Here is a 12,081-nt window from a genome sequence, read left to right as displayed (position 1 = left end):
GCCGAAATCTGACGAGCGTCGTTGCTCCCGCGTTTCGGACGTTTCCGGACCGCTCTCTGCCGTTTTTCGGTCGTTGACCTCGCCGTCTTCGAGGCGGGGCGTCGCACCCCAATCCAGCCGCAAAGCATGCACATAGTTCACAAACAACTCGTTTCGGCGTCAGCGTGGCCCGCATTCGTTATCGAACAACTGGTATTCGGGAGCAGCGAAAATACTATGTGCAATGGTGACGACCCGCAGATAATGACCGAAACCGCGAACGACCGCTCGCTCAAAACGACGGTCACAACCCTCAGAATCGTCGAACTACTCAGGGAGCGCGACGGGGCGGGCGTGACCGAAATCGCCCGCGAACTCGACATCGCGCCGAGCACCGCACACACTCACGTGACGACTCTCGAAGCGCAGGAATACGTGGTTAAAGAGGGCGATACCTACCATCTCGGGCTTCGATTCCTCGGTCTCGGGAACTTCGTCCGAACGCGGAAACGCAAATTCGGGAAGGCCGAACACTACACCAACGTCCTTTCCGAGGAGTCGGAACGGCGCTCGATTTTCACCGTCGAGGAACACGGGCGGGGCGTGTACGTCCACACCGCACCCGGAAAACACGGCGTCTGGACGCAGTCGACGGTGGGAAAGCGCGTCTATCTCCACTCGACGGCGAGCGGGAAAGCCATCCTCGCCAACATGCCGCGAGAACGGGTCCGAGAAATCGTCGACCGAATCGGCCTCCCGAAGGAGACCGAACAGACGATTCACGACGAGGAGGCGCTGTTCGACGAACTCGCCGAAATCAGAGAGCGCGGCTACGCGTTGAACGTCGAAGAGCAGATCAGCGGGGTTCGCGCGGTCGGTGCGCCCGTCATGGGGCCGGACGGCGACGTGTTCGGCGCGCTGAGCGTCGCCGGCCCCTCCAACCGGATGAAAGGCGAGCAGTTCGACCGTCTCACCGAAGTCCTCCTCGGCATCGCAGAGGAGTTGGAACTGAGCATCGCGCTCTCCTGAGCGCGTCGCCCTGTCGCCGTCAATGTCCAGTTCGTGACACACCTAATAGTGTAACTCGAAACGAGATGCGCCGTTCGCGACGCGACTCGACGCGGGGATGAAAAACGAGAAAAACGAAGCGCTGTCGGCGTCGTTACGCCGGCGAGTAGCGCGGATAGGAACTGTCGACCGCCTGCGCGTCCTCTTCGAGGAGAGCGACGGTGAGGTAGTCGGCGTAGTCCGCGAAGTAGTCCACGAGCCGCGAGATGCGGTTCGAGTCGATGGCTTCGAGCGAGTCGAGGACCATGAACGGCACCGTCTCGTAGACGTCGTGGATGAGGTAGCCCGCGAGCGCGAACACGAGGCCGGTCACCTCGCGCTCGGACTCCGAGAGGTGGGCGACGGAGTCCTCGTAGCTCACGCCGTCTTCGTTCGTCCGGATGACGTGGAGGTCGAACACCGATTTCGTGACCTTCCTTCGGCCCTCCCGAACCCGCTTTTCGGTGCGCTCGATCCAGATGCGTTCGAGGTTGTCGTATTCGAGCACGTCGAGCACGTCGTCCATGTGGGTGTTGAACTCCTCGACGGCCTCGGATTCGAGGCGCTTGATGCGCGTCCGAAGCTCTTCGAGTTCGTCTTCGATGTCCTCGCGGGCCGCTTCGAGTTCGTCGCGCTCGTCGAGTTGGCGCTCGATGTCGGCGATTTCGTCTTCGACGTCTTCGAGGTCGCTGCGGAGGCGGCCGAGGTCGTATTCGAGCTGGTTCGCCTCGCGGTGGAGGTCGAGCAGGTCGCCGTGTTCCTCGCTTTCGAGTTCGTCGACGGTCTGTTCGAGCGAGTCGATTTCGGCTTCGAGGTCCGAGCGGTCGGATTTGAGCTCCTCGATGCGCTCTTGGCGGGTCTCGCGCTCGCTTTCGATTTCGGAGAGGCGGCGCTCGATGCGGTCGCGCTCGCGCTGGCGGCGCTCGTAGGTGGACTTCTCGTCTTCGAGTTCGGAGAGCTGTTCGCGGTGGTCGCGGTTGTCTTCGAGCTTCTCCTCGCGGAGCGTCCGGAGGCGTTCGAGCGTCCCCTCGATTTCGGACTTGTCGACCTCGGAACCGCACGTCCAGCAGACGACCTGGTCGTCGCCGAGCAGTTGGTCGGTGACGCTCCCGCCGGCGTCGTCGGCGTCGCGGAGCGCGTCCACGACGTCCGAGGACGTGCCCGAGAGCATCTCCTCGTTGAACTGAATCACGGACTGAAGCTCGTTGACGGTCGACTGAATCTCCTGCCGGCGCGTTCGGAGGCGGCTGATTTCGGACTCGATTTCGTCGATTTTGCCGCCGGCGACCTCCGGGAGGTCCTCGGCGTCGTCCTCAAGCTCCGCTTCCTCGGATTCGAGCGCGTCGAGGCTCTGTTTTTCCGTCTCGATGCGGCGGTCCACGTCGTTGATGTCGCGGCGCTTGCTCCGGAGGTCGCCAAGCTTGGATTCGAGTTCGCTCTCGACTTCCTGACGCTCGCTCACGCTGGCGTCGTACTCCTCGACCTCCTGTTCTTTCTCCGCGAGTTCGTCTTCCTTCTCCTCGATTTGGTCTTCGAGCTTCGTCCGCCGGCGTTCGAGCTGCGGCAGGCGGTCGGAGAGGTTGCTGAGCGTCGAGAGCTCGTCGGCGATGTCGCGTTTCTCCTGCTGGAGCGACTCGATCTGCTCGTTTATCGACTCGACGTCCACCGGACGCATGATGAGGTCCCGGAGGTCGTCGCCGCGGGCGACCGCCTGTCGGGCGTCGTTCGTTTCGAGCAGGAACGCAAAGAGGTCCGCGAGGTCCGGGTCGTCGAGGACGGGGTTCCCGCCGGAGATGACCGTGTCGCCCTGCCGCTCGAACGTTCGAGTGTACGTCTCGTCGCCGATAGTGAGTTCGACGGAGCCCTCGTCGGCGTCGCCTTTGAGCGCCACGTCGTCGCTCCCGTGGGCGGCCATGATGGACCGCAAGAGCGACGTTCGGTTCGTGGCGTTTCGACCCGCCAAGACGGTCACGCCCGGCTCGAACGACGTTGACAGGTCGTCGATGCCACCGATATTCTCGACCGAAAGGTGGACTTTGGATTTTGACACTTGTTCTGAGCTCATACCTTGACCCAACAGGTACACCAATATAAAATCACCCGTTGAGTCGAGGATAATGTGACAGCGCTAAGTATGTAATCAGTTAGTTCGATTCGCTCTCGTCGCAGTCGCACCCGCCGCGCTGGAGCAGTTCGACGACCTCGTACTGCGTCCCGCAGTCGCGGCAGTACACTTGCGTGTCCACGAGGACATCGAAGTCACCGAGTCGGAGTTTGCTCGTGTTGCGGAGCGAACTCAGACTCTGCTCGATGACCGCGACCAGTCGGCCGCGGAGTCGCTGGATGGACTCGATGACGTTGTCGATTCTGTTTCCGGACGAGGAGTCCTTCGAGACGCCGCGAATATCCGTCAGGTAGGTGTAGACCGCCTGGTGAGAGACGAAATCCGAGAGCAGTTGGTCGACGTCGACGCCGCGGGACTGGAGCGTGTTCTTCGCCTGAACGCGCATCCCCTCCGTGGTCTCGTCGCCGGTGAGAAGCGTGTACAGGTTCTCGACCTCGCCTTCGAGGACGTCCTCGCCCGCCTTGCGGAGCGCGGCGTCGAGCACCTTCTCGTTCATCAGATCCGCGAGGTCCCGGAGGCTGTCGCTGTCCTCGGGAGCCGTCCAGCGGTCCGCGAGCTGCTCGCCGAATCCGTCCAAGTCGTACGTCTCGATGACCCGCTCTACCTTGCTTAGGCGACGGTTCGTGCTTTGGTCGGTACCCATTACTCGCTTTTCACACGGTGGCGTGAAATATCTTCAGGTTTGGAGAGCGATTCGCCACACTCGGTGAGGCGCGTTCGTCGGAATCGAACCAGTAATATCCGGCAATGTCGGATGGAATAGATGGGATTCGACGACTCGCGCGGAGACTGGGCAGTAACGCGGGGCCGGAGTCGGGAAGGCAGACGCTACGTAGCCGACGGGAGACGACCGAAAAATAGAGCATCAATGGGACGTTGTGCTCGGTAGGTAGCCGCGCCACGTGTTCACGAGTATCAGTTGGGCAGGCGTACTCGGTGGGGGCTACCGTGCGTACAGTATGACTGACGTACTGATGGCTATCGTGCTGGATGCACGGGATGCTGATTACACATGGGTCGGATTGCTCCACCCACGTGCTGTTACACGACACACCGATATGTGAGTTATGTTTATAATAATTATTGCCACGGAGGCGAAATCCGGTGCTCAAAGCCACGAGCTCGTCGCTGAGTGCCAGAGGTGAATTGGACGAGTCACGGACGGCGACGACAGGCCACCAACTGCGGCGGCGCGAGTCGGTGCGGACATCTCCGAGTCGCTTGATTTCGCATCCTCGCGGCGGTCGCGCGCGCCGCGACGGGCACGCCGCGGTTCAGTTCGCCCGGCCGGCAGATTCTACACAATCAATATCCGATAATGCCGGACTGCGTGTGAGTACTGTGGCCGAACGCTCCGGCTCGGGGAGTCGAAAGCATCGGTTTCGGACGCTTCGGGCGGCTCTCGAAGTCGTCGCGGCGAACACTAGTGTTTGAGGTAGCCGCCGTCGACGGCGATGGACTCGCCGGTTATCCAGTCGCCCTCCTCGGAGAGGAGCAGGACCGCGACGTGGCCCACTTCTTCGGGTTGGCCGATTCGGTCGAGGATGTGTACGTCGAGCGTCTCCGCGAGGATTTCGTCCGGCGACTTGCCCGACTGCTCGGCGTGCTCGTCGAGCCATTCCTCGACCATCGGCGTCTCGACGGTGCCCGGTTTGAGCGCGTTGACGGTGATGGCGTGGTCGCTCAGTTCCTTCGCCAGCACGGTCGTGAAGGCGAGGACGGCCGCCTTGGACGCGCCGTACGCGCCCTGTCCGGCGAACGGCCGCTCCGCGCCGACCGACGAGATGTTGACGATGCTGCCCTCGATGTCGCCGTCGACCATCCGGCTGGCGACGGCCTTGGAGACGAGGAACGTCCCCTTGGCGTTCACCTCGAAGTGGAGGTCCCAGTCGTCTTCGGTCGTTTCGAGGAGCGGGACGGCCTGCTGGACGCCCGCGTTGTTCACGAGGCCGTGGATGTCACCGAGCGCCTCGATTGCGGCGTCGACGGCGGTCTCGACGCCTTCGGCGTCCGTCACGTCGACCTCGTACACCTCGGCCTCGCCGCCCTCCTCGCGGACGAGGTCGGCCGTCTCGGCGGCCACCCCGGGCTTCGTGTCGAAAATCGATACGTCGGCCCCGGCGCGGGCGCAGCGGACCGCGATGCCGCGGCCGATGCCGCGCGCGCCGCCGGTCACGACGATATGCCTGTCTCTCAGTCGGGTGTCTGTGTGCGTGCTCATAGTCGGTAGTACCGGGATATCCTATAAATAATTGTGCTGTACGGCGGGCGGTTACTCGTCGCGCTCGGAGACGACCGAGTTAGTGAGCGTGCCGATGCCCTCGATTTCCACGTCGACGCTGTCGCCCGGTTCGAGCAGTTCCGGCGGGTCGCGGAAGATGCCGACGCCGCCGGGCGTGCCGGTGGAGATGACGTCGCCCGGGCGGAGCGTCGTGATGCCGCTGATGTACTCGACGACCTCGTCGACGCCGAAGATGAACTCCGAGGTGTTGGACTCCTGTTTCGTCTCGCCGTTGACGCGGCAGGCGACGTCGAGGTCGTGCGGGTCGACGTCGCCCTCGGGGACGAACGTCGGCCCCATCGGGGCGAACGTGTCGTAGCTCTTGCCGCGGAAGAACTGGCCGTCGTCGAACTGCGCGTCGCGGCCGCTCACGTCGTTGATGGCGGTGTAGCCCGCGACGTAGTCGAAAGCGTCCTCGGCGTCGACGTTCTTGGCCGTCTGCCCGACGACGACGCCGAGTTCGACCTCGTAGTCTACCTCGTCGATGGCCGCCGGGTGGACGATGGGGTCGCCGGGGTTCGTGACGGACGTACCGGCCTTCCCGAACAGGAGCGGGCGTTCGGGGACTTCCTCGTCCTGTTCTTCGGCGTGGTCGTGGTAGTTGAGGCCGACGCAGACGATTTTACCGGGGCGCGGCACGGGCGCGAGGAGTTTCACCTCCTCGACGGGGACCGACTGGTCCTCGGCGGCGTCCGCGGCGTCCTCGACGACGGTGAGGAAGCCGGGGCTGTTGAGGTTCTGGACGGTCACGTCTTCGCGGAGGCCGGAAAGCGGGACGACATCGTCGTCACGGCGGACGCCCCACTCGGGAGCACCGCCCGCGGTGTATCGAACGAGTTGCATCGTTACACTCTGCCACACCGTGGTACGTAACTGTTGCGCTCTACGCAGCATTGCGACGACGGGAGCGAGGCGGGCGGCCCGAGGCCGCCGACCCGCCGACTACGAGTACGTGAGGTTCACCTCGATGACGTTCGCGCTCTTGAGAATCTGGTTCGGCAGCTCCTCGGTAAAGCGCTCCTCGCGCATCCGGCTTTTCGGCCCCGAGACGCTCACGGCGGCGATGGCGTAGTCGTCCTCGTTGAGTATCGGCGCGGCCACACAGCGCATGCCCTTGACCCGTTCTTCGTCGTCGTAGGAGTAACCGCGCTCGCGGACCTGCTCCAACACGTCGAACAGTTCCTCGCGATCGGTGATAGAGCGGTCGGTCACCGCCTCCAGTCCGTGGCGGTCCAAGATGCCCTCGACTTCCTCCCGCGGCCGGTTCGCCATGATAGACTTCCCGAGCGCCGTCGTCTGCAACGGGACGCGCATCCCGGCGTGGGTGTCCAGACGAACGGCGTCGGGACCCCGCGAGCGGTACAGAAAGACGCCGATACCGTGTTCCTCGATCATCAGATTCGCGTGCTCGCCGGTCACCTGCGCGAGTTCGTTTATCTCGGGGCGGGCGATGTTGAACACCTTCTGTCGAGAGCGCGCGTGCGCGCCCAATTGGAGGAATCGCGTGCTGACGTAGTAGGTGTCGCCCTCCTTGACGAGGTACTCCTGTTGCTCCAGCGTCCGCAGGTGGTCGTGAATCGTGCTGGTCGGCTTGTCCAGTCGCTTGGCTACCTCCGAGACGCCCGCCCCGTCGAGTTCCCGCAGGAGGTCGACGAGTTCGAGCGAGATTTTGACCGCGTTGACCGGGACGTCCTTCGTCATAGTTGGTTATGAACCCTCATCCCTCAAATGTCTTTCCGCTATTGCCGGAAACGGTGGAACGGTCACGAGCGCCGAACTCGGGGATGGAGAATTTTTTGTATAATTTAAATAATTCAAATTCTGTACCTGTCGGGGAGACGACTGACGAGAGGATGCGAAAAAAGAAAGCGAGTGCGCAAGGGCGACGCGAGCGCGACCCGAGCGCGCCGCGCTCGACTCGCGGGTGCCTCAGTTGAACTGCGGGATGACTTCGTCCGCGAACAGTTCCATGCCGCCGGTGTCGGGGAAGTCGATGAACCAACCCTGGAACTTCGTCACGCCGGCGTCGATGCGGCGCTCGATGGCCTCCGCGCACTCCTCGGGCGTCCCCATGATGAAGTACTCGCGGGCGTCTTCCTCCGTCACGATGGGCGCTTGGTCTTGGTACTCTTCTTCGAACTGGATGGGCGTCATCAGGTCGAGCAGGCGGTCGAACTTCTCCTCGTCGCGGGTGCAGATAACGTGGCCGTCCCACGAGTACTCGATGTCGTCGGGGTCGCGGCCGACGGTCTCGCAGTGGTCTTCGATGACGCCGATTTTGTGTTCGAGCGTCTCCACGTCGCCGTTGAACACGTCGGTGTTCCACACGTCGGCGTGCTTGGCGACGAGTTTGAGCGTGACCTCCTCGCCCTGCCCGCCGACGAGGATGGGCGGATGGGGGTCCTGCACGGGACCGGGGACGCAGTAGGCGTCCTCGATTTGGTAGTGCTTCCCGTCGAAGCTCGCGCCGTCGGTGCCGGCGGCCCACATGCGCTTCATGAGACGGATGGACTCGTCGAGTCGCATCAGGCGCTCGAAGCCGTCGCGGTACTCCCAACCGTAGGCGTCGTACTCCGGTTCGTGCCAGCCCGCGCCGAGGCCGAGTTCCAGCCGCCCGTCGGAAATCACGTCGAGCGTGGCCGCCATCTTGGCGACGAGCGCCGGGTTGCGGTAGTCGTTACAGAGGACGAGCGAGCCGAGGTTGATGTCCTCGGTGAAGCCGGCGATGGCCGACAGCAGCGTCCAACATTCGTACTCGGCGTGGTCGCGACCCAACAGCAGGTGGTCTGGTGCCCACACCGCGTCGAAGCCGAGTTCCTCCGCCTTCTGGACGCCCATCTTGGTCGTCTCCCAGTCGAGCGCCTCGTACTGCGGCGTGTCGCGGTGCGTCGGCTCGGTCCCCTCGTCGGGCGCGCCGGCGAAGACGGGGACGTTGTACTCGAAGCTGATGTCCGACATCGTTACTCGATGGCGAAGTGTTCGAGCGCCTCGCGGTTCAGTTGCGTGCTGACGCCGGGCTCGTCGGGCAGCGGAATCGACCCGTTCTCCGGCGACGGCGGGTTCTGGAAGATGGCGTCGGCGTAGGTCGACTCGCGTTTCTCCTGGCGCTCCTCGAACCACTCGGGAGTCGGGAAGTACTCCGCCATCGGCATGTTCGTGTGACCGGCGATGGCGTGGAGCGTCGGGTTCGTGCCGGCGTGCGGGATGACGGGCACGTCGTGGACCTCGGCCATGTCGGCGACCTTCTGGAGTTCCGTGATACCGCCGACGCGACCCACGTCGGGCTGGAGGATGTCGACCGCACCTTCTTCGAGGAGGTCCTCGTGGCCCCAGCGGGTGAACTCGTGTTCGCCGCCCGAAATCGGCATCGGCGCGGCCTCGCGGACCTCGGCGTAGCCGGAGATGTCGTCGGCGATGACGGGCTCTTCGACCCACGCCATGTCGTACTTGCCGAGGCGCTGGGTCATCTCCTTTGCGTACTTGACCGACCAGCCCATGTAGGCGTCGCCCGCGATTTCGATTTCGTCGCCGACGGCGTCGCGGACCGTCGCGACGATTTCCTCGTTCTTCTTCATGCCCGCGCGGCCGTCCTCGGGGCCGTGGAGGAAGCGGAGTTTCATCGCGTCGAAGCCCTCCTCGACGTACTGGACCGCCTCGCGTTCGAGCTTCTCCATGTCGACGGGGTGGAGGTTCGACGCGTAGGCGGGGATCTCGTCTTTGGTGGGGCCGCCGAGCAGTTCGTACACCGGCTTGCCGGCGTCCTTCCCGGCGATGTCCCACAGCGCCTGGTCGACCGCGCTGATGGCCATGACCGCGACGCCCTTCCGGCCGAACGGGAGCGTAGCGCGGTACATCTGCTCCCAGAGGAGTTCGCGCTGCATCGGGTCTTCCCCGACCACGATTTTCGACAGCGTCTCCTCGACGACGGTGGCGATGGCTCCGGTACCCCAGTTACCGACGCCGACGCCGGTGATGCCCGCGTCCGTCTCGACCTCGACCACCACGTCGCCCACGGGGCCCATCCACTTGCGGCGGGCCTGCGGGTTCTCACCGTCGACGTTGCGGTACTCGTCGTACTTCGACATGATGGTGACGAGCGGGAACTCGATGAACTCGCCCCACGACTCGTTGCTGATTTTCGTCGCTGAGATGTCTGTAATCTCCATGATTTGTTTGGTACGACCTCACATCCAATCGGCACGGGTAAAATAGTTTCTGTCGTCGAGCGGTTCGCGGCCGGAATGCGGGGCCGTTCAGCCGTCGAACTGGAAGACCGGCTTGCAGGTCTCCGAACCGAGGAACGCTTCGAACGCCGCGGCGGGGTCGTCGACGCTGTAAGAGGTGTCGAGAATCTTCTCGACCGCGATTTCGCCGCGCTCCATCAGGCGAAGCGCCTGCTCGAAGTTCGTCCACGTCGAGCCGTAGGAGGTGTTGATGTCGACCTCGCCGCGGACGGTCGAGGTGAGGCTGAGTTCGCTAGCCGAGTTCGGGATGCCGACGACGACGATTTGGCCGCCCTTGCGGACCACGTCGTTCCCGGAGACCACGCCGCTGTGGTGACCCGTCGCGTCAAAGACCACGTCGAAGCCGATGCCGTCGGTCTGCGACTCGACCCGCCCGTCGAGGCCGCCTTCTTCTTCGAGGTTCACCGTGTCGATGCCGAGGTCTTCGAGCAGCGGGAGGCGATACGCCGCGTCCTGACCGAGTCCGGAGACGACGACGTTCGCGCCGAGGGAGTCGGCGACGGCGGCGACGAGGACGCCGATTGGGCCCGGCCCCTCGACGAGGACGTTGTCGCCGGGCGTCGTCACCGACTGGTCGAGGACCGCGCGGGTGGCGATGCTCGTCGGCTCCGTGATGGCGGCGTGCCGGAGGGGAACGCCCTCGGGAACCGCGTGGACGTGCTCGGGGGTGACGGTGACGTACTCCGTGTACGCGCCGTCGCGGTGCATCCCCGTAATGGAGAAGTTCTGACAGACGTTCGGCTGACCGTTCCGACACTGGAAGCAGTGACCGCAGTCGTGAATCGGCTCCTCGACGACCTTGTCGCCGACCTCGAACGTCTCGACGTTCGCGCCGACCTCCGTGACCGTCCCGGAGTACTCGTGGCCCATGATTCGCGGGATGGGAATCCACTCGTAGCCGCCGTCGTACTTGTAGGCGTGAGCGTCGCTCCCGCAGAGTCCCGCGGTGTGGACCTTGATGAGCAGTTCGTCTGCGTCGGGAGTGGGTACCTCCCGCTCTTGTGTCTCTACCGAGCGCGGCCCGGTCTGAATGATGGCTTTCATAGTTGCGAATAACCGTGTGGGTTCGTCTCGTTTTACACCATGTGAACACACCGATTAATATGTTTGGGTGCGGGTGGGAGATTTCGGCCGTAGCGCGGCTGAAGCCGCGGCTGAGTGGGCTTCGAAAGCCCGTCCGATAGGCGAAGGTGATGTCTCCCGGACGTTCGGCTCAGATTTCGACGCCGTCGGACTCGGACGACTGGGACTGTGACTGGACGGCGGCTCGGTTCTCGATACGCCGCCCCTTGCGCAGCGCCTCCGTCTGGGCGTCGAACAAGTAGACGTGTTCGGGCGCGATAGAAAGCGACAGCGTGTCGCCGGACGACAGTCCGTGGAACTCGCCGATTTCGGCGGTGACGTCGCCCATCGGTCCGTTTCCGTGAACGATTGCTTTCGTGCCGACCGGCTCGACGACGCGGACCTCCACGTCGAACGTCAGCCCGTCGGCGCGGCGCTTGCTCGTCTGGTAGAAGTCCTGCGGGCGGAACCCGACGTTGACGCGCCCGGGCGGCACCTCCGTATCGAGGGCGTCACTCGGCAGTTCGAAGCTCACGCCGTCGAGTTCGACGCGAGCGCCGCCGTCGGCGTCGGCGACGACGCCGTCGTAGATGTTCATGTCCGGGCTGCCGACGAACTGCGCGACAAAGAGGTTCGCCGGCTCGTTGAACACTTCCTCCGGGCGTCCCAGTTGCTGGAGCGCGCCGTCGTTGAGAACGGCGATTTTGTCGGCGATGGTCATCGCCTCCTCCTGGTTGTGGGTGACGTACGCGGAGGTGATTCCGACCTCGGACTGCAGTTCGTCGATTTCGGTCCGCATCGTCTTGCGGAGCTTCGCGTCGAGGTTCGCCAGCGGCTCGTCGAACAGGAACAGCCGCGGCTCGCGGATGATAGCCCGGCCGAGCGCGACGCGCTGTTTCTGGCCGCCGGAGAGCTGTGCGGGCTTGTTGTTCAGGAGCTGTTCGATTTCGAGCATCGTGGCGACCTCCTCGACGCGCTCGTCGATGTCCGCCTTCGACATCCCGTTGTCCTCCCGCTTGAGGCCGAACCCGAGGTTCTCCCGGACGGTCATGTGCGGATAGAGCGCGAAGTCCTGGAACACCATCGCCACGTCGCGGTTGCGGGCTTTGATGTCGTTGACGACGACGTCGTCGAAGCGAATCTCCCCGGAGGTTGGCGTCTCCAGCCCGCCGATCATCCGGAGCGTCGTCGTCTTCCCGCACCCGCTCGGTCCGAGCAGAACGAGGAACTCCCCGTCTTCGACGTCGATGTCGAGGCTGTCGACCGCGACGACTCCGTCCTTGTCGGGGTCGCCGAAAATCTTCGTGACACCGTCTACTGTGAGGTGTGTCATTGTAAAACAT

General features: G+C 63.9%; 10 protein-coding genes. 1 reads left to right on the top strand and 9 read right to left on the bottom strand.

What is annotated here, in order from left to right:
• Nucleotides 1-243: 243 nt before the first annotated feature.
• Nucleotides 244-1,008 carry an IclR family transcriptional regulator gene (locus DEQ67_RS19285; protein ID WP_004041037.1) on the top strand — a complete coding sequence of 255 codons (765 nt, stop codon included), beginning with the start codon at nt 244-246 and terminating at the stop codon, nt 1,006-1,008.
• 133 nt (nt 1,009-1,141) lie between these two features.
• On the opposite strand, the gene DEQ67_RS19280 is transcribed toward DEQ67_RS19285, so the two are convergent.
• From DEQ67_RS19280 to DEQ67_RS19240, 9 genes are all read right to left on the bottom strand, one after another.
• Nucleotides 1,142-3,091 (bottom strand): archaea-specific SMC-related protein, encoded by a 1,950-nt coding sequence (locus tag DEQ67_RS19280; protein WP_115861512.1) that lies wholly within the window; start codon nt 3,089-3,091, stop codon nt 1,142-1,144.
• A gap of 79 nt (nt 3,092-3,170) precedes the next feature.
• Nucleotides 3,171-3,794: a rod-determining factor RdfA gene (gene rdfA, locus DEQ67_RS19275; protein ID WP_004061642.1), complete on the bottom strand. Its 624-nt coding sequence runs from the start codon at nt 3,792-3,794 to the stop codon at nt 3,171-3,173.
• A 780-nt stretch (nt 3,795-4,574) separates the two neighbouring features.
• A complete protein-coding gene (rhcB, locus tag DEQ67_RS19270; protein WP_115861510.1) occupies nt 4,575-5,372 on the bottom strand; it encodes an L-rhamnose 1-dehydrogenase in 798 nt (265 codons plus the stop codon).
• Nucleotides 5,373-5,423: 51 nt separating this feature from the next.
• Complete coding sequence (gene rhcF / locus DEQ67_RS19265; protein WP_115861508.1) at nt 5,424-6,275, bottom strand: 2,4-diketo-3-deoxy-L-rhamnonate hydrolase; 852 nt, start codon at nt 6,273-6,275, stop codon at nt 5,424-5,426.
• A 99-nt stretch (nt 6,276-6,374) separates the two neighbouring features.
• Nucleotides 6,375-7,133 (bottom strand): IclR family transcriptional regulator, encoded by a 759-nt coding sequence (locus tag DEQ67_RS19260; RefSeq protein WP_008609140.1) that lies wholly within the window; start codon nt 7,131-7,133, stop codon nt 6,375-6,377.
• A 228-nt stretch (nt 7,134-7,361) separates the two neighbouring features.
• A complete protein-coding gene (locus DEQ67_RS19255; protein ID WP_006599982.1) occupies nt 7,362-8,390 on the bottom strand; it encodes a TIGR03560 family F420-dependent LLM class oxidoreductase in 1,029 nt (342 codons plus the stop codon).
• Between the two features lie 2 nt (nt 8,391-8,392).
• On the bottom strand, nt 8,393-9,598 hold the full coding sequence (gene rhcD / locus DEQ67_RS19250) for an L-rhamnonate dehydratase (protein ID WP_115803552.1): 1,206 nt from the start codon (nt 9,596-9,598) through the stop codon (nt 8,393-8,395).
• An 87-nt stretch (nt 9,599-9,685) separates the two neighbouring features.
• The gene (rhcE, locus tag DEQ67_RS19245) at nt 9,686-10,720 is read right to left on the bottom strand and encodes a 2-keto-3-deoxy-L-rhamnonate dehydrogenase (RefSeq protein ID WP_004061652.1); all 1,035 of its coding nucleotides are present in this window, start codon (nt 10,718-10,720) and stop codon (nt 9,686-9,688) included.
• Nucleotides 10,721-10,889: 169 nt separating this feature from the next.
• Nucleotides 10,890-12,071, bottom strand: coding sequence for an ABC transporter ATP-binding protein (locus tag DEQ67_RS19240; RefSeq protein WP_006599984.1), 1,182 nt, complete (start codon nt 12,069-12,071; stop codon nt 10,890-10,892).
• Nucleotides 12,072-12,081 lie beyond the last annotated feature (10 nt).

The organism is Haloferax sp. Atlit-48N (assembly GCF_003383015.2).
Classification (GTDB): domain Archaea; phylum Halobacteriota; class Halobacteria; order Halobacteriales; family Haloferacaceae; genus Haloferax; species Haloferax volcanii.
Note: the sequence above shows the minus strand (reverse complement) of the source record. Positions and strands in the feature narration are given on the sequence as shown.

Bases quoted from the DNA above. Each gene is read 5' to 3' on its own strand.
- DEQ67_RS19285 (WP_004041037.1), top strand. From the start codon at position 244: ATGACCGAAACCGCGAACGACCGCTCGCTCAAAACGACGGTCACAACC.
- DEQ67_RS19280 (WP_115861512.1), bottom strand. From the start codon at position 3,091: ATGAGCTCAGAACAAGTGTCAAAATCCAAAGTCCACCTTTCGGTCGAG.
- rdfA (WP_004061642.1), bottom strand. From the start codon at position 3,794: ATGGGTACCGACCAAAGCACGAACCGTCGCCTAAGCAAGGTAGAGCGG.
- rhcB (WP_115861510.1), bottom strand. From the start codon at position 5,372: ATGAGCACGCACACAGACACCCGACTGAGAGACAGGCATATCGTCGTG.
- rhcF (WP_115861508.1), bottom strand. From the start codon at position 6,275: ATGCAACTCGTTCGATACACCGCGGGCGGTGCTCCCGAGTGGGGCGTC.
- DEQ67_RS19260 (WP_008609140.1), bottom strand. From the start codon at position 7,133: ATGACGAAGGACGTCCCGGTCAACGCGGTCAAAATCTCGCTCGAACTC.
- DEQ67_RS19255 (WP_006599982.1), bottom strand. From the start codon at position 8,390: ATGTCGGACATCAGCTTCGAGTACAACGTCCCCGTCTTCGCCGGCGCG.
- rhcD (WP_115803552.1), bottom strand. From the start codon at position 9,598: ATGGAGATTACAGACATCTCAGCGACGAAAATCAGCAACGAGTCGTGG.
- rhcE (WP_004061652.1), bottom strand. From the start codon at position 10,720: ATGAAAGCCATCATTCAGACCGGGCCGCGCTCGGTAGAGACACAAGAG.
- DEQ67_RS19240 (WP_006599984.1), bottom strand. From the start codon at position 12,071: ATGACACACCTCACAGTAGACGGTGTCACGAAGATTTTCGGCGACCCC.